The sequence below is a fragment of the Shewanella amazonensis SB2B genome (assembly GCF_000015245.1).
Taxonomy (GTDB): Bacteria; Pseudomonadota; Gammaproteobacteria; order Enterobacterales; family Shewanellaceae; genus Shewanella; species Shewanella amazonensis.
On the sequence record NC_008700.1, the window covers coordinates 2,594,590 to 2,615,231 of the forward strand.

A 20,642-nucleotide genomic window follows, 5' to 3' on the forward strand; every position below is an offset into this window, starting at 1 on the left:
TCTACCAGAGAGTGACAAGATTCTCACCCCCGTTGCCGAAATAAATCCCACGGGGGCGATTGACTCAACGCTCCAGCGGGTTGTAGGCAATGACCTTGCCCTTAAGCTGAGTGAGGGCTTCCACTTCAATTTTGAGGCGTTCAATTTTGGACTGAGACACATCGGGCCCAACAAATACCTTGGTGAGGCTGCCATCAACCGGCTTGGTGGGTAGCGTGTATGCCTTGAAACCGGCACTGCGCAGCTTTTTAACCAACGCATCCACATTGGCGGCATTACTGAAGGCCCCCAGTTGCAAGGTCCAACCGGCTTGCTGTGCCGGTTTGGGCTCGGATTTGGGCGGTGTCGTCACCGCTTTGGCAACTACAGGCTCTTCTTTGGGCTTGTCGTTTACCTTGGCGCTTTGTATTGTGGGCGGGTTTGAGGCTTGGCTTGAAGATGCCGTAGTGGATGCCTTGTCGTCTTTGAATTTATCAGTGGTAACAGCCGCCAGTGCCTGGGTTTGCTCACCATCGTCGTCAGCATCCTGGGAAGCGAGTTCCAGACTGCCCAGTTCTTCCACCTTAAAGCTTTCCTCCGGTGCATTCATCACCGGGGTTTGGGGCCTTAATGGGATCTCGGCAAACTCTTCCTGCACCCGGTCTTTTTTGCCATCCAACAAGTCGGGCAAAAAAATCACTCCCAATGCGACCATCACTATGGTGCCAACCAAACGGTTTTGAAACTGACTGGACAAAATGGCTTCCCTTTAAGCTAATGATTTAAATCCGGATACAGTGTAAAAAGAACCGAAGACAATTACCACATCCCCCTCGCCTGCATCCTTGAGTATCGCCTCTCGGGCCTGCTCAATAGTGTCGAAGGTATGGGCCTTGGCCCCGGCAGGTAGCGCAGCGGCCAGTTCAGATGCGCGGGTGCCGCGCTCGCCTTCCAATGTCACCAGATACCAGTCAGCAACCGCCGGATGCATAATATTCAATACTTCACGATAATCTTTGTCTTTGAGCATACCGCAAAGTGCCAGCACACGTTTACCCGGCCAGCGAACCAACTCAGACTTTAAAAAACGCGCCGCATGGGGGTTGTGAGCCACATCGGCAATGACCAGCGGCGATTGGCTGAGTTCCTCGAGTCGACCCGCAAGGCGCGCCGTGACTATCCCCTCTATCACCACCGTATCAGACAAATTCAGACGCTCGCCAATGGCTTCGCAGGTAGCAATTACGGTTGCGGCATTGGGCAGTGGCAATTGTGGCAGTGGCATATTGGTCAGGCTACGCAGCTTGCCCTGATACGACCATGAGCTCTGTTCCCGCTGGTAACGGAAGTCCTGCCCTACACGATATAGCAAAGCGCCACAGTGGTTTGCCACCTCAGCCACGGTTGAAGGCATATCGGGCTCGCCGACAATGGCAGGTCGACCCGCGCGGAAAATTCCGGCTTTTTCCCGTCCTACCGACTCACGGGTATTGCCCAAATAAGCCTGATGGTCGAGATCCACCGAGGTCACCACCGCAATATCGGCGTCCACCAGATTGGTCGCATCCAGGCGGCCGCCGAGGCCTACTTCCAAAATAGCCACATCCAATCCGGCCTGTTTGAACAGCAAAAGCCCCGTCAGCGTCGCAAACTCGAAGAAGGTCAGCGAAATGTCACCCCTTGCTTCTTCAATGCGCTCGAAGGCGTTAATAATGTCCGCATCGAGGGCATCAACACCATCAATACGAATGCGTTCGTTGTAATGAAGGATGTGGGGCGAACTGTATACCCCGACACGGTAACCCGCGCGGCGCAATATGTTTTCCAGCATGGCACAGGTACTGCCCTTGCCGTTGGTACCGCCCACGGTGACCACCAGGATATCACCTAACGATTTTACCCTCAGTCGCTGTGCCACTTCAGTGACCCGGGCCAACCCCATATCAATCTCGGTGGGGTGAATTGCAAGCAGATAATCCAACCACTCGCCAAGGGTGGCACCTAAACCCGGGGACATGGCTTGCTCCTGCGTCATCGATTTATCCTTGCTTCCACTGAATTTGATATGTTGTTGTGGTTGTGACTTGTTACTGACGTTCGCTTAAGTAGGCTGCCGGCTTATCCGAGGTGAATGTCGCCGCAGCCTCAGTCTGGCATAAAAAGCGGGCCGAGGGACAGCTTGGGCAAACCAAAACTCTCCGGGTAAGTCACATCGACCAAATAAAGTCCGTGAGGCTTGGCGGTGGCGGCAGCCTGGCTTCTGTCTTTGGCCTCAAGCAAGGTTGCCATCCAGTCAAGTGGTTGGTTGCCAAGGCCGATTTCCAGAAGGGAACCTACGATATTGCGCACCATATGGTGCAAAAAGGCGTTGGCCTGGATATCGACCACGATATACATGCCATGGCGGCTTACGCTGACCTTATGTACATTGCGAAACGGCGTATTGGACTGGCAGCCAATGGCGCGAAAACTGGTGAAGTCCCGCTCACCTATTAGCGCCTGTGCGGCATCATGCATGCGCTCGACATCGATATCGCCGTGATAATGGCTCACGCCCTTGCGCAAAATGCCGGGACGGAAATTATGATTGAAGATAACGTACCGATAACGGCGGGCGGTGGCAGAAAAACGGGCATGGAAATCATCGTTCACCGGCATGGCCCAGCGAACGGCGATGTCATCGGGCAGGTGAACGTTCACACCCAGTGTCCAGGCGCCTTCTTTTCTTACGGCATTGGTATCGAAATGCACCACCTGGCCGGTGGCGTGTACCCCGGCATCGGTACGACCGGCACACTGGACCTCAATGGGCTCGTTAGCAACGATGGAGAGCGCGCGTTCGAGCTCTGCCTGTACCGAGTTCACTTCGGCCTGACGCTGCCAGCCATAAAACTTGCTGCCGTCGTATTCAATCCCAAGAGCAATGCGCATTTCTATATTTCCTGCCAGTCAAAATCGATAAAGCGCGGCGATATTACCACATTCGCTGCCTATCGAGGGCATAAAAAAACGGCGCTCGGGGCGCCGTTTATGTCGGGGCTTGCCAGGATTAGCCTATGTCTTGCAACAGATTGGCCGCTTCCTGTTTTTGACGCTCGTTACCGTCCATTTCCACTTCTTTGAGCAGGGCTTTGGCGCTGTCTTTGTCGTCAATTTCGATGTAGGCACGGGCCAAATCCAGTTTGGCATTGACCGAATTTTCCTCATCGTCCACGTCGACCATGGCGGCACCGCCAATCAGGCTTTCAACTTCGCCTATATCCATATCCAACTCGCGATAAGGTTCTGGTTCGGTATCATCTGCATCATTGAGCAGCTTATCGATATCAATAAAGCCATTCTCTTTTTGGAAGTTACTGAGATCAGCATCTATTTCTGCTTTACTCTGCCGCTTGGACTTTTCACTGGCGTCGAGTGCGGCCAGCGCTTCATCCACTGTCATGCTGTGGTCGGCATCCACATCCAGCACAAAGGCATCGTCATCTGAGTCATCATGTTCTGCAGCAAAGGCCGACAGCAGCTCATCATCACTCACATCCAATGAAGGCTTTTTGGTATCCGGTGGAGCGATACTTTCCCACTCCAGCATATTGCTGCCGGCAGCGCCTTTTTTACCCTTAAGATCATCAAAGAAGCCTGAATCTTTGGCTGACACGGCCACAGGATCGGCATCATGCGCACCTTTCTCAGCGGTCTTGTCTTTCTCTGATGCTTTCTCGGACTCTTTATTTGATGTGGCCGCACTGATTGAGGCCGCCGTGGCTACCGCAGCTGCCGCTAACGCAGCGTCTTCAAGCCCAGTCTCTTCTTCTTTATCAAAACCTGCCAGTAAAGAATCAAGATCGTCATCTTCATCGCTGAGCGGCAGCTCATCACCAAGACCCGCAGTAATATCCTCAATCGGGGCTTCATCGCCTTTGTCTAAGTCAGTCAGCAGTGCGTTCAGGTCTTCGTCAGCGTTTTCGTCGGCTAAAGAAAGCTCACTTTCAAGCACGTTGGCAAAGGCATCATCAACCGGGCTGGTTGTTTCATCGGCAGCCAACACGTCATCTGCGGAGTTTTCCAGGCCGTTTGATGCTTCAGACTCGCTTTCAGTCGCGAAGCTTGCCAGCAGCGCATCAAGATCCTCTTCTGCTTCTGCTTCGGCCGCGACTTCGCCTTCGAGCTCTGCAGCAATGGCCTCTGACCAGTCCGCTTCGAGGGTTTCCGTTGACGGCGTTTTAAGGTCATCCTCGCCATCGTCGCTTGCTGATGGGGCATCAAACCCCGCTAACAGCGCGTCCAAATCCTCATCGCTGCTCACCTCATCATTGCCCGCCAGTTCAGACTCAAGTTCGGCGGCAATGGCCTCTGCCAGATCATCACTTTGAGCCTCATCGCTATCAGCCACAGACTCTGCCATGGCTTCAACCGGCTCATTAAAGCCCGCCAGCAGTGCATCGAGGTCGTCTTCGCTGACAGTGTCATCCGCAACCTCTGTCTCGAGCTCAGCCGCTATGGCATCACTCAATTCATCTTTCTCAGGCTGGGACTCTTCAGTCGTAGTGATGGTCTGCTCTGGCTCGTCAAATCCAGCCAGCAGCGCATCCAAATCTTCTTCTTTCGCGACGTCAGGGGTCTCTTCTTCAAAGCCCGCCATCAAGGCGTCCAAATCAGCTTCCGCCTCTGCGTTCAACTCACCTTCGTCCTGCTCGCCCATCGCCTCGGCCCAGAGATCATCCAGAGACTGGCCATCATCGGCAAAATCATCAGCTTGCTCGACAAAAAGATCTGCAGACGTTTCTTCAGGTAAGGTTTCAGGCGCCAGATCAACATTGCCCATGTCCAGCAGCGAATCCAGAGACTCCTCTTCTTCTGGATCCAAACGGATGGCCATTTCTTCCTCGTCGGCGCTGGCTGCCACCGCAACAGCCCCCGCGGCAGCGGCCGCTGCCAGGGGCGCATCAGCAGATTTGGCTGTCTCACCCACATCGCCATCAGCTCCGCCACGGCGACGGCGCAGGAACAGCCATACCGCCATCAAAATAAGGAGTGCGGGCACAACGGCACCCAGGATAAGCATAAGGGGGCTGTCCATGAGACTGCGCCACAGTTCGCCGGGCTTATTGGCTTCAACCTCAGCCAGTGCCTGTGCCTGCTTCAGCGTTTTATTTTCAGTCCTCAGTGCTTCTGACTCTTCCGTTGTCGCGGCCAGGTTGGCTTTCAGGGTTTGCACTTCTTCGGTCAACTGCTCAACCTGGGCGCTCAGCGACTCAACATCATTTTTGCGTACATTGAGCTCTTCGGTCAGACGACTTATCTCGGCCGACAGCGCCTGGTTCTCTTCAACCAGCTTGGGATCTACAACAGGTACGGGAGCGGGTTTCGCCTCAACTTTAGCAGGTTCGGTAACGGCTTTGGGCGCTTCCTGCGCAGCAGGTTTAGCTGTGACGGGCTTGGCTGTAGCCTGCTTTGGTTCAACCTTGCCGGTGCGCCATGCCCTGTCTTGCTCCAGTGCTCTTTGCTGAGCCAGATTTTTGGGAATGGCCAGCATTACTTCCTTGGACGGAATGAGCAGTATCATGCCCTTTTCGAGGGTATTGTAATTGGCACTGCTGAAGGCATGGGGGTTGGCATCATAAATCGCCGCCATTACCTGATAAACACTGACACTGTTATCCGGGCGAACTTTTTGGGCAATGCTCCAGAAGGTATCCTGCACCGTAGTAGGACCATACTGGCGCGACTGGGTTTCACGACTTTGACCGTCCGGACCTGTGATTTTGAGCGGCTCAGCGGCTCTGACTTCGGAGAACTGGGGAATGGTGGATACGGCCAGGACAGAGGCCAGAATGCCCACGAGATAGGAGGTACGAAAGTTCATCAATTATTCCCTTTCAAGCGCTCAAGGTACGCCCGATGACGACTTGCTTTAGGCAATTGTATTTATTGAGATTACTATAAACCAGAATTCCAAGCCCTGCTACTGTTCACAAATGTAAAACAAAAAAAGCCCGCTTATTGCGGGCTTTTTCAACAAAGTCAGCGACTTCGGTGTATTTTTACAGATAATCGCGGATGAGAATTTCACCAATTTGTACGCTGTTTAGGGCAGCACCTTTGCGAATGTTATCTGACACCACCCAAAGGTTGATCCCGTTGGGATGAGAGATGTCGTTACGCACACGGCCAACGAACACAGGATCCTGGCCAGCACCGTCGGTAACGGCGGTTGGGTAATCATCATCGTCTTCAAAAAGCACGACACCGGGGGCATCGCGCAGCAATGCTTTCACAGTGTCGGCATCCACCGGGTCACGGGTTTCGATATGCACGGCTTCGGAGTGACCGTAAAACACAGGTACACGCACCGCCGTAGGGTTCACCAGAATAGAGTCGTCACCGAAAATTTTGCGGGTCTCCCACACCATTTTCATCTCTTCTTTGGTGTAGCCATTATCCTGGAATTTATCGATATGTGGCAGCACGTTAAAAGCTATCTGCTTTGGATAAACGCTTGGCTCGATTGGCAGTCCCTGGAGCAGCTTGGCACACTGGCCCGCCAGCTCTTCGATAGCCTTTTTACCGGTACCGGACACCGACTGATAGGTGCACACGTTGATGCGATCGATTCCGTAGGCATCGTAAATGGGCTTCAGTGCCACCAACATCTGAATGGTGGAGCAGTTGGGGTTGGCAATGATATTACGGTTACGGAAATCGGCAATGGCCTCAGGGTTCACTTCTGGCACCACCAGCGGGATATCCAGGTCATAGCGGAAGTGTGACGTGTTGTCGATAACTACGCAGCCGTGCTCTGCCGCGATGGGGGCCCACTTAGCAGACACATCACCGCCCGCGGAGAAGAAACCGATTTGAGCCTGTGACCAATCAAAGGTTTCAACGTCAAGAATTTCCACCTGTTTACCGTGGAAGCTTACGGTATCACCGGCGCTGCGGGCACTGGCCAGAGGGAACAGCTTGGCAACCGGGAAATTGCGCTCTTCGAGGATCTCGATCATGGTCTGACCCACGGCGCCCGATGCACCCAAAACTACGACATTAAATTCCTGCGACATAATACTCAACCGACGTTAGAAAAACCCAAAAAGGACAACCAATTTACCTCAGATCCCTTAGCATTTTCCAGCTTAAGGGCGCTGAATTCGCGTCTGTGACGGTGATTTTTTCTCATTTTGTCAAATCCGAGTCTGTCGGTGCCCGATTGCCTGAAGTGGATATCGTCATCCCGCAGATCGTATACCGTCCGGCACAGTGTCAGCAGTGCCCTCTCGTCCCCCAACTCCCGAACTTGCATTGAGCCCAAAAAGAAGGGGGGCAGCAGGCTGTGGAAGCTATTTTCACCAGTCTTACCCATTACCCGGCAAAGCGCTTCATACAGCATAAAAGTGCCTCTGGCCTTACCTTCCAGGCTATAACCGGCAATGTGTGGCGTGGCGATATCCACCAGCGGCACCAGCGCCAACATGGGACTGGGCTCGCCTTCCCACACATCCAACACCAGTTTGATGTCGACCCGTCTTTGCTTAACTTCGATAAGGGCTCGATTGTCTATCACCTCACCACGGCAGCAGTTGAGCAGCCAGGCACCGGTTTTCAGGGCTTCAAGTCGTTGTTGGTCGAACAAATACCAGGTGGGATGATCGCCACCTTTGGTAATTGGCACATGCAGGCTTATCACATCGGCCCAGGCAATAAGCTCATCGAGCTCGTAAAATTGGCGATTGTCGCCCTGTGCTGCCAACACGGGGTCGCACAGCCGGTGTTCGACCCCATATGCTTCGAGACAACGGGCTGTGGCAGTGCCAGTGTTCCCGGCACCTATTACCGCGACTTTTTTATCTTTCAGCGGCTGCCGATAACGCTGAGCAAGCTCCAGCATGGCAATAAACGCATATTCACCTACTGCAGTGGCATTGCACCCGGGCGCATTGGTAAAGGGGATACCCCGGCTTTTCAGATAGGCTGTGTCCACATGGTCTGTCCCTATGGTGGCGCTGCCAACAAACTTAAGCTGTTGGTTTTGGCACAATAGTGCTTCATTGACCTGAGTTACCGAGCGTACCAGCAGCACATCGGCATCGGCTAACTGCTCAGGTGCCAGAGTGCGGCCATTGACGTATTCAATCTCCCCAAGCTCTCCGAAGAGTACATCCACATAGGGCATATTCTCGTCCGCGATAATTTTCATCTCTGTCGGCTTTCCTTCTTTGGCGATTGGGGCGGATTGTAACAGACAATAAAAAAGGGAAGCCTGGCTTCCCTTTTGATTTTGCGAAAACTGTGGTCGCAAATGAGATTATCGAGCCGCTTAGCGGTACTTACGCATCACCAGCGTGGCGTTGGTGCCACCAAAACCGAAGCTGTTGCTCATCACTGTGGTGAGCTCAGCATCGCGGCACTGTGTCACGATTGGCATATCTGCAGCCTGAGGGTCAACGTTTTCCACGTTGGCAGAAGCGGCAATAAAGCCATTTTCCATCATCAGCAGGCTGTAGATGGCTTCGTGCACACCGGCAGCGCCCAGGGCATGGCCCGTCAGCGATTTGGTGGAGGCGATTGGCGGAACCTGGTCTTTAAAGACTTCACGAATGGCTTCCAGCTCGCGCACGTCACCCACTGGGGTAGAAGTACCGTGGGTGTTGATGTAGTCGATTGGGGTATCCACATCGGTCAGCGCCATCTGCATGCAGCGCATGGCGCCTTCACCACTTGGGGCAACCATGTCGTAACCATCTGAAGAAGCACCGTAACCGATAACTTCAGCATAAATCTTGGCGCCGCGTGCAAGAGCATGTTCCAGCTCTTCCACAATCACGATACCGCCGCCACCGGAGATAACGAAACCATCACGGTCAGCATCGTAGGTACGTGAGGCTTTTTCAGGGGTCTCATTGTACTTGGTAGACAGTGCGCCCATGGCGTCAAAGCCCATTGTGAGTGTCCAATCCAGCTCTTCGGCGCCGCCGGCAAATACCATGTCCTGTTTACCCATTTGGATAAGCTCGGCAGCATGACCGATACAGTGAGCAGAGGTGGCGCAGGCAGAACTGATGGAGTAGTTAAAGCCCTTGATTTTGAAAGGAGTTGCCAAACATGCAGAGGCAGTAGATGCCATGATGCGAGGCACAATGTAAGGGCCTACGCGCTTAACACCCTTTTCACGCAGCGTGTCGGCAGCCTGTACCTGGTTAGAAGAAGAGGCACCGCCGGTACCCACAACCAGGCCCACACGTGGGTTGGAATACTGCTCTTCAGTCAGGTTGGCATCGCTGATGGCTTCCTGCATGGCGAGGTAAGCATAGGCGGCTGCATCGCCCATGAAGCGCAGCGCTTTTCTGTCGATGTGCTCAGCGGGATCCAGCTTGATATCGCCCCACACGTGGCTGCGAAGCTGCATCTCTTCAAACTGAGCGGAATGGGTAATACCGCTGCGTCCGGCCTTGAGTGATTCGGTCACTTCTTGTTTGTTGTTACCGATACTGGAAACGATGCCAATGCCGGTGATAACGACTCTTTTCATGTTTTACTATCCATTCCGTACTGGGAGTACCAATTTTAGTGCGCCAATAGTATCCCCTTTGGCGCTTTTAAGTGGTCAGCTTTCCATAAAGGGCGGTAAAATAATGCCAATTTCGCGACATCGAGTAAATTTTTTTAACCCCATGCCCGAGTTTTTTGCCATCGATATGGCCATGCCATTATCACTGCCCCTGCCTGAAGGCCCCTGTGTTGTGCTGTTTGAGGCGCTGCCTGAACCACCGCTTTGGCAGTGGCTGCTCGCTGCGGCGCAGGTGAATTCTGCTTATCCAGAAACAAATGCTGCCTATGCCAGCAACGCTTCAATCACCAGCATACAGCATACGAGCAAAAAGCCATTACAGATCATCATGCTGCTAAAAGATGAAGCTGAGCTTAACGCCCTGGCTATGGATGCCAGCCACCCGCTCTCGCCTTTTGCCATGGCCGCGAGCCACATTAAAGGCGGACAAAGGTTTCATCTTGATGACAACTGCTGGCTGGACTTTTACCTTTGTGAACCAAACAAAGCTGCCACACTCGCTACCTTTGATAAGGCCAGTATCGATGTGCTCATCTGCCCCAAGGGCGAATTTGAGCAGGCAGCGCTTGAGCTTGCACACCAAGGCAGCATCCTGATTGGTGATACCAAGCCAGACATGCCAGCAGCGCTTCCCATTAAGCCGCCCTTCAAACCAAGAGATATCAGCATTGTCGGCGCTGGCGTGGCCGGGGCAAGCCTTGCACTGTCGCTGCTTCGCCGTGGCCACAAGGTGACACTTTACTGCGCCGATGCCGCCCCCGGCATTGGTGCTTCCGGCAATCGGCAGGGTGCCATCTATCCGCTGCTGACGCCAGAGGACGACCATCTGACCCGGCTGTTTGTACCGGCATTTTTGTATGCTAAACGCTTTGTCGAGTCGCTGGCACACCACCCCCTGCCCTTTGATTTTTGCGGCGTACTGCAAACCGGCCATGATGAACGCGCCACTGAACGCATTGAAAAACTGTTGAGTAAAACCTGGCCCAAACAAGTGGCGGTCAGGGTTGATGCCGATGAGGCAAATCACATCGCCGGCGTCGCCATCGATAAAGGCGGTATTTATTACCCCCAAGGCGGCTGGGTTTCACCGGCCAAGCTGTGTGAAGCAGCCATTGAAGAAGCCAAAACTATGGGCCTTGAGTGCCATTTCGATGTGAACATCACATCCATAACGCGCGCTGATGAGGGCTGGCGACTGAACACTCAGACAGGCGAGATAGACGCCCATGAATTGGTGCTGGCTACCGGCCACAGGATCACTGAACTTGCACAAACCAAGTCGCTGCAGCTGGCGCCATTTCGCGGTCAGGTGAGCCATGTGCCCACCCGGGGTAAGCTTGAGCAGCTTAAAACCGTTCTCTGTGCACACGGTTATTTCACTCCGCGCGACGCTAGCAGCGGTAGCCACTGCATGGGCGCAAGTTATGTGCGCGGTGATACTTCAGTTGAGTATCGCGAGCAGGAGCAGCAGGAAAACCTGCACAAGATGCAGGAAAGTTACCCAGGCAAGGATTGGGTAGAGTATTTGGATATCAGTGAAGGCAGCGCCCGCGCCGGTATTCGAATGGTGAGCCGCGATCACCTGCCGATGGCGGGCGCCGCGCCGGATGTGGCGGCAATTCAGACACAATATCAGGCCATTGGCCACGGCCCCAAGGGAGCCCAGTACTGGCAAACCCACGCTGCGCCTGTGCATCCGGGGCTTTATATCTTCTCAGGCCTTGGCTCACGGGGATTATCCAGCGGCCCGCTGATTGCCGAATGTCTGGCTGACAGCCTCTCAGGCACACTGCCTGTGCTGGATGGCGACGTGATGGAAGCCTTAAACCCCAATCGAATGTGGCTTAGAAAGCTTAAAAAAGGCAAGGCACTGGACTGATAACAGCTTACCTACGAAAAGCAAAAAGGCAGGTTTAACCTGCCTTTTTTGTATTCAACACCTGGCGACTTCTACCGTTAAAACTGGCCGCGCAGCTGAGCCCAGGCGGCTTCCACCAGCGCATAGTCAGCATCAGACAACTCGCCGCGGGCAGTCTCGAGGCACTTTTCCATTTTGCCGTCCAAAAGTGCATTATCGATGCCGCCTTCGGTTTCAAGTTCAGCCAATGCCACGGCAAAGTGGCCCTGCAAATAGCCGCTGGCGAACAGAGCGTCATCATCGCCGCTCGCTACAATGCCCTCAATCCAGTTATCCAGGGCGGTGTCGTATTTCTCAAACATCTGTTACTCCGTCGGATTTGCGACCTGATACATCACATAGTCGCGGTAGCCTGTCACTACCCGATAATAGCCAATCAAGGCCTGGTCCAGCTCTGGGTCGCCACTATCCACGATAAGCGGTCGCCCTTCAAGGGCTTTAAGCTTGGTTTTGGTGGCAACAATCAAAATATTTTCTTTGCCCACGCGGCGAATAAGCGCCGGTGACAACTGCTGATTACCCCGGCCAAGGATATGTCCCTGGCCGCCAATGAGGGTGATAACCAGCTTAAGTGGCTGATTTTCCGTTTGCTCAAGCAGTTGCTGAGCAGTCAGATCCGAGGCGATAAGCCCGCGGTCCTGAACCAGGTCCACCCCGAGCAGGGTGTTTTCGAGCCCAAGTTCCTCCATCACGGCAGCCACTGTACTGCCAGAACCCATGATGTAAAGGCTGTCGTCCATTTCAGACACGATTTCGGCAGCAATGTCGCTGAGCACCAACTCATCGACTTCTTTTCCGCCCATTTTTACTGCCTGCACATAACGGGGCTCGGCCGGTACCAGCATCTCGCCAAAACGGCGGGCACGTACCCTGCCCTGACGAAACGCCTCTTCATCGATATCCATGACATCGGCACTCATAAGCGACACCAGTTCGCCCTGCATCAGCATCTTCAGCACCAGCCCGGAGGCTTTTGGGGTAATGCCATACACCCCTGAGTGAATTTTCACCCCGGCCGGCACCCCGAGCACCACCTGCCGCTCATCAACTTCGGCGAACACATCCCGGGCTGTGCCATCTCCGCCTGCAAACAGCAGCAAATCCAGGGTCTCACTGGCCAAGGCTTTTACTGCCTCACGAGTATCCTCGGCGGTGGTGTGCTCACTATGAGGTTGATAATACACCTGCACCTCGAAGCCAAGCTCGCGGCAAAGGTCTTCACCCATGCTCCCCGCTGCGGTATGGACGATAAAACGTTCTTTATATGGCAGTACCTGCTCCAGCGCTGAGCGCATCCGCAAATGCGCTTTGGGCTCAGCACCAAGGGCCAGAGCCTCTTCCGCCACACCATCACTGCCTTTGAGGGCTACGCTGCCGCCAAGACCAGCCAGCGGGTTAATAATCAGGCCCAATCTGAACTTATTGGCCATGGACTTCCTCTTTATTAGGGTACTTCTTATTCTGTTCTAACTTGTCTTTAAACGGCTGCCGTTTCGACTCTACGTCCCGGCAAAGGCAACACAAGCAGCGCCGCCACAAAGGCAAATCCAGCCGCCAGCACCCAACTCAGGCTGGGGTTATGGCTGTAGACCAGGCCGCAGGCCCAGGTCCCCAGCGCACCACCAACACCAAAACTGAGACTGGCATAGAGCGCCTGCCCTGTGCTGCGGCGGCTCACATCAAACTGTTGGTGAATAAACTGAATAGAGGCGGCATGCACTAAGCCGAAGGTAAAGGCATGCAACAGCTGACTCAGCGACAACCAGAAGAGACTCTCAACGCCCCAGGCCATCATCAACCAGCGAAATGCGGTAAATAAAATGCTGATAAACAGCAGCGGCTTGATGCCGTATTTGCCAAGTAGCCTCGGCGCGAGCATAAACATGACGATTTCGGCAATGACTCCGAGGGCCACAAAGAGACCGGCTGTCGCCTCGCTGTAACCGGCGTGTTTCAGATACAGCACGAAAAAGCCGTAAAAAGGTCCGGCGCTCATTTGCAGCAAGATGGCCGACAATAGAAACCAACCGATGGGACCGGCCAGTTTGACTTTCACCTTGGGCGTATCCCGGCTTAGCTTCACCCTATTGGCAGGCAGCGGCAAACAGGCCGCCAGCATTCCGGCAAAGAGGCCCATGCCGATGTAGGGCAACACTTCCGGGCCCCAGTGACCGATGGCAAAGCCGGCGGCCACCACCAGTACAATGTAACCCAGACTGCCAAAGCTTCTGATGATGCCGTAGCGCTGCGGCTTATCACCGAGGGTCTCAAGGGTTATCACCTCAAGCTGCGCCAAAATCGCATTCCAGAAAAAGGTATACACAGTGAGGCTGACCACCATGTACCAGAAGGCGCCCGGATGGAAAAAGCTCAAATAGGTAAGTGCACCGGCACCAGCACCGATTTTAATCAGCTCACTGCGCATCCCGGTTTTGTCGGCAACTATGGCCCACAGATTAGGCGCAATGATGCGGGTGGCCATTAAGATGGCAAGCAGAGAGCCGATTTCAGTGGCGTTAAAGCCGCGGGATTCGAAGAAGACGCCAAGGTAAGGCACCATGACGCCAAGAATGGCAAAGAAGAAGAAATAACAGGCGCCGAGCCAGCGTAGCTGAACCTCGGCGCTCATGGGTGACGTCTTGAACACGGTTTTCCTTAAGAGCGCATCCCCAGCACAGGGGTTTCGCTGTGCACGTGCTGATTCTGAGCACGGTGTCTGAGCAGATGATCCATCAATACAATCGCCAACATGGCCTCGGCAATAGGCACGGCGCGAATGCCCACGCAGGGGTCGTGACGGCCCTTGGTAACCACTTCCGCAGTATTGCCCTGCACTGTCATGCTCTCGCCGGGAATGCTGATACTGGAGGTTGGCTTAAGCGCCATATGGGCCACAATTGGCTGACCGGATGAAATGCCGCCAAGCACGCCGCCGGCATGGTTGCTGGCAAAGCCCTCGGGTGACATCAAATCACGATGCTCGGAGCCCTTTTGGGTCACTACCGCGAAACCATCGCCAATTTCCACTCCCTTCACGGCATTGATGCCCATCAGCGCATGGGCGATGTCGGCATCAAGACGGTCAAACACAGGCTCGCCCAGGCCCACTGGTACATTGGTGGCAATCACGCTGACCTTGGCACCGATGGAGTCGCCGGATTTTTTCAGCTCGCGCATATATTCATCCAGCGCTTCAAGCTTGCTGGCATCAGGGAAGAAAAAGGCGTTTTGCTCAATCTGCTCGCGGTCGATGTGCTCTGCCTCAATGGGGCCAAGTTGCGACAGGAAGCCGTAAATTTCGATCCCGTGAACGGCCTTGAGGTACTTTTTCGCCACAGCGCCGGCGGCAACCCGCATGGCGGTTTCTCGGGCGGACGAACGGCCACCGCCGCGATAATCCCGCAGACCGTACTTTTGTTGATAGGTGTAATCGGCGTGACCGGGGCGGAACAGGTCTTTGATATTGCTGTAGTCCTGGCTGCGCTGATCGGTGTTTTCGATAATCAGACCAATGGAGGTTCCTGTTGTTTTGCCTTCGAAAACACCTGAGAGAATACGCACTTCGTCCGGCTCGCGGCGCGCCGTGGTGTAGCGGGACGTGCCCGGACGGCGACGGTCAAGATCGTGCTGCATATCAGCTTCGGTAAGCTCGAGGCCCGGAGGGCAACCATCGATAATGCAACCGAGCGCCACCCCATGGCTCTCGCCAAAGGTAGTAACCACGAAATTCTGACCTATGCTGTTCCCCGACATCCGCGCGCGTATCCTCTTGTCTGTTTAATGTGTAACCTCAGTGGCGTGCCCCGGCGCTACCGGGGCAGCCCCATTATTCCCTATCTTTATAGATGGCGAACAGTGATTCATTTTCAACTAGCTGGTCGTAAGTGAGCACAAACACCCCATCTCCGCCACGCTCGAAGCTCACCCAGGTGAAAGGCACTTCGGGGAATTGCTCCATCAGGTGCACCATGGAGTTGCCCACTTCCACCACCAGAATGCCCGATGGCGTCAGGTAGTCGGCGGCATTGGCCAGAATGCGCTTGGTGATGTCCAGGCCATCACGACCTGAGGCCAAACCAATGGCGGGTTCATGGTGGTACTCGTCCGGCATATCGCCGATATCTTCTTCATCCACATAAGGCGGGTTGGAGACAATCAGATCGTACTGCGGGCCTTTTGGGATAGCTGAAAACAAATCAGACTGCATTGGGAACACCCGCTCTACCAGACCATGGGATTCCACGTTAATCTGGGCGACATCCAGTGCATCTTCACTGATGTCCAGCGCGTCCACTTCGGCGTCTTCAAAGGTGTGGGCGCAGGCAATAGCAATGCAACCACTGCCGGTGCACAAATCCAGCACACGGTTTACAGGCTTGTTGTATAGCCAGGGACCGAAGCGATCTTCTATCATTTCTGCGATGGGAGAGCGTGGTACCAATACCCGCTCGTCCACATAAAACTCGAGACCGGCGAACCAGGCGCGGTTGGTCAAATAGGGCACTGGCAGGCGTTCACGCACCCGACGGATAATCAGCTCAACAATTTTGTGTTTTTCGCTGCTGGTAAGGTTGGCGCCAATGACTTCACGGCCCAAATCGTCAGGCAAGTGCAAGGCATGAAATACCAGAGCGACAGCCTCGTCCCAGGCGTTGTCGGTACCATGACCGTAATATACCTTGGCATCGTTAAAGCGGCTCACGGCCCAGCGCAGCATATCGCCGATGGTGCGAAGCTCGGTAACAGCTTCATCAACAAATATCTTATCCAAAACAAGCTCCCGCTCTAAGGTTTGCGGGCATTGTAACTGAACTCTGTTCTCTTGGCACAGGATTCAATAAAATAGCGCCATGACTAAGATTATCTCCCACGAAGGCCTGGAGGATTTTCAGGCGCTGGTCGATGGCATTCGCCCTCTGACCCAGGACAAACAACACTTTGGCACGCCGCTGAAAACCAAGGCCGAGCTCACGGAGCAGGCGCCACAGCTCGCGGCCAATCATTATTTCTCCGATACCTTTCAGCCGCTATTGCCGGTAGATGGCCCCATGCGCTGGCGTGCCGAACATGCGGATAATCTGGTGCTTAAACGCTTGCGCCGGGGCGATTATGTGCCTGATTTGATTTTGGATGTGCACGGCATGCGTCAAACTGAGGCCAAGCTTGAACTTGCAGCGCTTATTGAAGCGGCCATTCGCGAGCAGTGCCAGTGTGTGAGTGTGATGCACGGCTATGGCACTGGAGTGCTGAAACAGCAGATCCCCCTGTGGCTGGCACAGCATCCCAAGGTGTTGGGATTTCATCAGGCCCCCAAAGAATGGGGCGGCGATGCCGCACTGCTGGTGTTGATTGACCTGGGCGACCAGCCCCACCGGCGCTGACCAACCCGCGTTGCAAAAGGCGATGAAGCTCAATCAGCAACCCAGACTCAGGGCCTTATCAACAAAAAAGCAGCCGGATGGCTGCTTTGCTCGATAAATATTGCCTTCAGAATGATGTGCAATGCTCAGCTGATAGTATGAGGATTATGCATCCACACCTGATGACATTGCTCAGCATGTTTATCCAGCAAGCATATACCTGAAGTAGCAAACAGCGGCGGCTCGGTTCCCGCCACCAATTCACTCACCAGATATCCCAGCAGTGGCATGTGCGAAATCACCAGCACCTTATCCGCCTTGTATTGCTCGGCATACGCCAGGATAAGACTCGCTGCTGTCGCCGGATCGGCTGAAGGCACCAATTCATCGGCCGTAACCCACTTACGCGGTTCAGGGAAATGGGTGGCAACTTCCTGCCAGGTCTGTTGCGCCCGTAAATAAGGGCTGACCAACACCAAGTCAAAATCGGTAACGAGACGATTCAAAAAGTTACTCATGAGCCGGGTATGATAACGCCCGGTATCGGTAAGGGTACGGTCTCTGTCGGATTGGGCCTGATAACCCGCCTCACCATGTCTCATCAAAAATAGCTGCATACTTCTTTTGCCGCCTCTACTGTTATTTCGCGCCAATTGTAGCCCGAATTGATACGGTGACAAACTGAAAAAGCGTTAATCTTTAGTCGACAGTCCCACGGATTGTTTGCCAAAAACCTGTCTGCCTATCAATATATAACGAACTCTTGCCGACGGAGACTTGCCTTGCCAGTCAACCAGTTCCCTCTCACCAGTCCCAACGATCACCGTCAATACCAGTATCTGGTTCTCGACAATGCATTGAGGGTACTGCTGGTTTCGGATCCACAGGCAAGTCAGGCGGCAGCCTCTATGGCCGTGAATGTCGGTCACTTTGACGATCCCGCTCAGCGCCTGGGTATGGCGCATTTTTTGGAGCACATGCTTTTTTTAGGCACCGAAAAATACCCTGACCCAGCCGAATACCATGCCTTTATCAATCAGCATGGCGGCAGCAACAATGCCTGGACGGGCACTGAGCACACCAACTTTTTCTTTACCATCAATGCAGACGTTTTTGATGAGTCGCTGGACAGGTTCAGCCAGTTTTTCATTGCCCCGACCTTTAACCGTGAGTTGGTTGACCGAGAGCGGCAAGCCATTGAGTCTGAATACAGCCTTAAGCTTAAAGATGATGTTCGTCGTATGTATCAGGTGCACAAGGAAACAGTCAATCCGGCCCATCCCTTTTCCAAATTTTCGGTCGGAAATCTTGATACTCTTGGCGGGGATCAGGATGAACTGCGCGAAGAGCTGCTGCAGTTTTATAAGACTCATTACAGTGCCAACCTGATGACCCTGTGCCTGGTTTCACCCGAGCCGCTGACAAGTCTGGATGCGATGGCACGACAATACTTCGGGGCTATCAAAAATACCGGACTGAAGAAGCACTACCCCGATGTCCCGCTTTATACCGAAACCGAACTTGGTACCTGGGTACAGGCGATTCCCCTCAAGGAGCAAAAACGCCTGACGCTCACCTTCCCCTTACCCGGCATTGATAGGTTTTACCGCCACAAACCCCTGACCTTCTTAAGCCATCTTTTGGGTAACGAAAGCGAGGGCAGCCTGCAGGCACTGTTAAAAGAAAAAGGCTGGGTAAATCAGCTCTCTGCAGGTGGCGGTGTGAATGGTTATAACTTCAAGGATTACAATATCAGCTTCCAGCTCACCGACCGGGGACTGGGCCAACTGGACGATATTATTCGTCTGACCTTTGAATACCTTGAGATGATCAGATCTCAAGGCCTGGAAGAATGGCGTTATCGCGAACGAGCAAGCCTGCTTAAACTGGCATTTCGCTATCAGGAACAAATCAAGGCCATGGATTTGGCGAGCCACTTATCCATCAACATGCATCACTATGGCGTGGAAGACCTGATTTTTGGTGACTACCGCATGGATGGGCTGGACATTGCAGAGTGCGAATCGCTTCTGTCACAGATGTCGCTGGATAACCTTCGCGTCCAATTGGTCTGCCAGGAGGTTGATACCAATCGGCAGGCAAACTGGTACCACACACCTTATGCATCGAGGCCTCTTGAGGAACAAGAAATCAACCGCTGGCGTCCCAAAGGGGAGACCAGCGGGCTAAGACTGCCGGAGCCAAACCCGTTTATCGTTGAAGATGCACAGGCCCGGCCAGATAAGAGTCAGTCACCGGTTCCAACTGTGGTCGCCGAGGCAACAGGTTACAGACTGTGGCACAAAAAAGACGACGAATTTAATGTCCCCAAGGGGCATCTGTTTTTATCACTCGACTCAGATCAGGCCAGTCAGGATCCGCGTAACGCCGCCCTAACCCGCCTCTATGTGGAAATGCTGCTGGACTACCTCACCGAGTACACTTACCCCGCAGAAGTCGCAGGCCTAAACTACAACATCTATCCCCATCAGGGTGGATTAACCTTGCATCTGAGCGGTTTTACCGGCAACCAGGAAACCTTGCTTGCCCTGCTTATCAGCAAAGCCAGAGAACGCAATTTCACTCAGGAGCGCTTTAATGTTATCAAACGGCAGCTCCTTCGCAGTTGGTACAACGCCGCTCAGGCAAAGCCTATTTCACAGCTATTCACCAGCTTAACGGTTACCTTGCAGCGCCGCTCCTATGAACCTCTGCGTATGGCAGAAATGCTGGAAGAATGCACTCTGGAAGATTTGCATGAGCACGTTCGGGCGTTCTACGAAAAAATCTACCTCGAAGGCCTGGTGTACGGTGACTGGCTCACTCAGGAAGCCCAAACTCTCGGACACCGCCTGAGTCACATTCTGTCGTTGGTTTCCACACCCAGTGGCGAGTCAGCCCGCGAGCTGGTTAACCTTACAGGTAAAGGGACCATGCTGCGCGAGCTCACTATCAGCCATCAGGACAGTGCTATTATCGTTTACTATCAGTCGCCCAGCGCAACACCTGAAAAAATGGCTCTGTTTGCACTGATGAATCACACCATGTCGTCCACTTTCTTCCACGAGCTCAGAACAGAGCAACAACTTGGATATATGGTCGGCACCGGCTATTTGCCACTGAACCGGCACCCCGGAATGATTTTTTACATCCAATCACCTTCGGCCGGACCATTACAGTTGCTTGAAGCCATTGATGAGTTCATTGCTGACTTCAGCTATGCGGTCATGCAAATCACCAAAGAGCAGTGGGAGTCCACCAAGACGGGCCTCATCAACCAGGTGATGGAACATGACGCCAATTTAAAGACCCGTGGACAACGCTACTGGGCGAGCATAGGTAATAAGGACTATGGGTTTAATCAACGGGAATTGGTGGTGGCCGAAATCGAGAAACTGACACGTGCCGACTTGATAAAATTCATGATGCAGCGGATGCGCACCAAGCACTGCGACCGACTGGTACTCTTCAGCACCGGAGAGCAGCACAGGCACCTGCAGGCGCTAAGCTCGGACAAGATGATCACAGACCTGCGGACCTTTAAGCTGCATTCAGATAAATTCCATCTGTAAGGAATTGAAAGCATGTAGGTGGTGACCCGTGAACAGGGTCACCAAGATCATCCAATTTGGGATATGTGGCGTAGAGAGGCCAGTAGCCGTTGACATGTATCTGAAGAGCAATTTCCAGCAATGATAGGCTGACCCGGGCGCTCCGTTCTTTGACATGTTCCCCAAAAAACAGTTCTTAGGCACGTTACACATAGAACGCGCGTGCTTTTTGTCCATCTGATTGCCATGAAAAGAAAAATTATTCTCAAGTG

At 53.6% G+C, this 20,642-nt stretch carries 16 protein-coding genes; 3 read left to right on the forward strand and 13 right to left on the reverse strand.

Annotation, left to right across the window (positions count from 1 at the left end):
* Positions 1-64: 64 nt before the first annotated feature.
* The 7 genes from dedD to fabB form a co-directional block, all read right to left on the reverse strand.
* On the reverse strand, positions 65-736 hold the full coding sequence (dedD, locus tag SAMA_RS11225) for a cell division protein DedD (protein WP_011760261.1): 672 nt from the start codon (positions 734-736) through the stop codon (positions 65-67).
* A gap of 12 nt (positions 737-748) precedes the next feature.
* The gene (folC, locus tag SAMA_RS11230; protein WP_041410370.1) at positions 749-1,996 is read right to left on the reverse strand and encodes a bifunctional tetrahydrofolate synthase/dihydrofolate synthase; all 1,248 of its coding nucleotides are present in this window, start codon (positions 1,994-1,996) and stop codon (positions 749-751) included.
* A gap of 128 nt (positions 1,997-2,124) precedes the next feature.
* Positions 2,125-2,910 carry a tRNA pseudouridine(38-40) synthase TruA gene (truA, locus tag SAMA_RS11235; protein WP_011760263.1) on the reverse strand — a complete coding sequence of 262 codons (786 nt, stop codon included), beginning with the start codon at positions 2,908-2,910 and terminating at the stop codon, positions 2,125-2,127.
* Positions 2,911-3,028: 118 nt separating this feature from the next.
* On the reverse strand, positions 3,029-5,842 hold the full coding sequence (locus SAMA_RS11240; RefSeq protein ID WP_011760264.1) for a FimV/HubP family polar landmark protein: 2,814 nt from the start codon (positions 5,840-5,842) through the stop codon (positions 3,029-3,031).
* A gap of 178 nt (positions 5,843-6,020) precedes the next feature.
* Positions 6,021-7,037, reverse strand: coding sequence for an aspartate-semialdehyde dehydrogenase (locus SAMA_RS11245; RefSeq protein ID WP_011760265.1), 1,017 nt, complete (start codon positions 7,035-7,037; stop codon positions 6,021-6,023).
* A 5-nt stretch (positions 7,038-7,042) separates the two neighbouring features.
* Positions 7,043-8,170, reverse strand: a complete 1,128-nt coding sequence (locus SAMA_RS11250; RefSeq protein ID WP_011760266.1) for a 4-phosphoerythronate dehydrogenase — start codon at positions 8,168-8,170, stop codon at positions 7,043-7,045.
* Positions 8,171-8,290: 120 nt separating this feature from the next.
* A complete protein-coding gene (gene fabB, locus SAMA_RS11255) occupies positions 8,291-9,502 on the reverse strand; it encodes a beta-ketoacyl-ACP synthase I (protein WP_011760267.1) in 1,212 nt (403 codons plus the stop codon).
* 142 nt (positions 9,503-9,644) lie between these two features.
* Here fabB and mnmC point away from each other — a divergent pair, with 142 nt between their 5' ends.
* The gene (mnmC, locus tag SAMA_RS19160; RefSeq protein ID WP_198134278.1) at positions 9,645-11,420 is read left to right on the forward strand and encodes an FAD-dependent 5-carboxymethylaminomethyl-2-thiouridine(34) oxidoreductase MnmC; all 1,776 of its coding nucleotides are present in this window, start codon (positions 9,645-9,647) and stop codon (positions 11,418-11,420) included.
* Between the two features lie 77 nt (positions 11,421-11,497).
* Here mnmC and SAMA_RS11265 read toward each other — a convergent pair whose 3' ends face one another.
* The 5 genes from SAMA_RS11265 to prmB form a co-directional block, all read right to left on the reverse strand.
* A complete protein-coding gene (locus tag SAMA_RS11265; protein ID WP_011760269.1) occupies positions 11,498-11,761 on the reverse strand; it encodes a YfcL family protein in 264 nt (87 codons plus the stop codon).
* Positions 11,762-11,764: 3 nt separating this feature from the next.
* Complete coding sequence (locus SAMA_RS11270; protein WP_011760270.1) at positions 11,765-12,889, reverse strand: ATP-NAD kinase family protein; 1,125 nt, start codon at positions 12,887-12,889, stop codon at positions 11,765-11,767.
* Between the two features lie 47 nt (positions 12,890-12,936).
* On the reverse strand, positions 12,937-14,088 hold the full coding sequence (locus tag SAMA_RS11275; RefSeq protein ID WP_041409832.1) for an MFS transporter: 1,152 nt from the start codon (positions 14,086-14,088) through the stop codon (positions 12,937-12,939).
* Between the two features lie 26 nt (positions 14,089-14,114).
* On the reverse strand, positions 14,115-15,212 hold the full coding sequence (aroC, locus tag SAMA_RS11280) for a chorismate synthase (RefSeq protein ID WP_011760272.1): 1,098 nt from the start codon (positions 15,210-15,212) through the stop codon (positions 14,115-14,117).
* A 73-nt stretch (positions 15,213-15,285) separates the two neighbouring features.
* On the reverse strand, positions 15,286-16,230 hold the full coding sequence (gene prmB, locus SAMA_RS11285; RefSeq protein ID WP_011760273.1) for a 50S ribosomal protein L3 N(5)-glutamine methyltransferase: 945 nt from the start codon (positions 16,228-16,230) through the stop codon (positions 15,286-15,288).
* A gap of 79 nt (positions 16,231-16,309) precedes the next feature.
* On the opposite strand from prmB, the gene smrB reads away from it, so the two are divergent.
* Positions 16,310-16,840, forward strand: a complete 531-nt coding sequence (gene smrB / locus SAMA_RS11290) for an endonuclease SmrB (protein ID WP_011760274.1) — start codon at positions 16,310-16,312, stop codon at positions 16,838-16,840.
* A 125-nt stretch (positions 16,841-16,965) separates the two neighbouring features.
* Here smrB and sixA read toward each other — a convergent pair whose 3' ends face one another.
* Positions 16,966-17,436 (reverse strand): phosphohistidine phosphatase SixA, encoded by a 471-nt coding sequence (gene sixA / locus SAMA_RS11295; protein ID WP_011760275.1) that lies wholly within the window; start codon positions 17,434-17,436, stop codon positions 16,966-16,968.
* Between the two features lie 165 nt (positions 17,437-17,601).
* On the opposite strand from sixA, the gene SAMA_RS11300 reads away from it, so the two are divergent.
* On the forward strand, positions 17,602-20,391 hold the full coding sequence (locus SAMA_RS11300) for an insulinase family protein (RefSeq protein WP_011760276.1): 2,790 nt from the start codon (positions 17,602-17,604) through the stop codon (positions 20,389-20,391).
* Positions 20,392-20,642 lie beyond the last annotated feature (251 nt).

What these genes read in the sequence shown, in the direction of transcription:
- folC (WP_041410370.1), bottom strand. Translation starts at nt 1,996, where the DNA reads ATGTCCCCGGGTTTAGGTGCCACCCTTGGCGAGTGGTTGGATTATCTG.
- truA (WP_011760263.1), bottom strand. Translation starts at nt 2,910, where the DNA reads ATGCGCATTGCTCTTGGGATTGAATACGACGGCAGCAAGTTTTATGGC.
- SAMA_RS11240 (WP_011760264.1), bottom strand. Translation starts at nt 5,842, where the DNA reads ATGAACTTTCGTACCTCCTATCTCGTGGGCATTCTGGCCTCTGTCCTG.
- SAMA_RS11245 (WP_011760265.1), bottom strand. Translation starts at nt 7,037, where the DNA reads ATGTCGCAGGAATTTAATGTCGTAGTTTTGGGTGCATCGGGCGCCGTG.
- SAMA_RS11250 (WP_011760266.1), bottom strand. Translation starts at nt 8,170, where the DNA reads ATGAAAATTATCGCGGACGAGAATATGCCCTATGTGGATGTACTCTTC.
- fabB (WP_011760267.1), bottom strand. Translation starts at nt 9,502, where the DNA reads ATGAAAAGAGTCGTTATCACCGGCATTGGCATCGTTTCCAGTATCGGT.
- mnmC (WP_198134278.1), top strand. Translation starts at nt 9,645, where the DNA reads ATGCCCGAGTTTTTTGCCATCGATATGGCCATGCCATTATCACTGCCC.
- SAMA_RS11265 (WP_011760269.1), bottom strand. Translation starts at nt 11,761, where the DNA reads ATGTTTGAGAAATACGACACCGCCCTGGATAACTGGATTGAGGGCATT.
- SAMA_RS11270 (WP_011760270.1), bottom strand. Translation starts at nt 12,889, where the DNA reads ATGGCCAATAAGTTCAGATTGGGCCTGATTATTAACCCGCTGGCTGGT.
- SAMA_RS11275 (WP_041409832.1), bottom strand. Translation starts at nt 14,088, where the DNA reads ATGAGCGCCGAGGTTCAGCTACGCTGGCTCGGCGCCTGTTATTTCTTC.
- aroC (WP_011760272.1), bottom strand. Translation starts at nt 15,212, where the DNA reads ATGTCGGGGAACAGCATAGGTCAGAATTTCGTGGTTACTACCTTTGGC.
- smrB (WP_011760274.1), top strand. Translation starts at nt 16,310, where the DNA reads ATGACTAAGATTATCTCCCACGAAGGCCTGGAGGATTTTCAGGCGCTG.
- sixA (WP_011760275.1), bottom strand. Translation starts at nt 17,436, where the DNA reads ATGCAGCTATTTTTGATGAGACATGGTGAGGCGGGTTATCAGGCCCAA.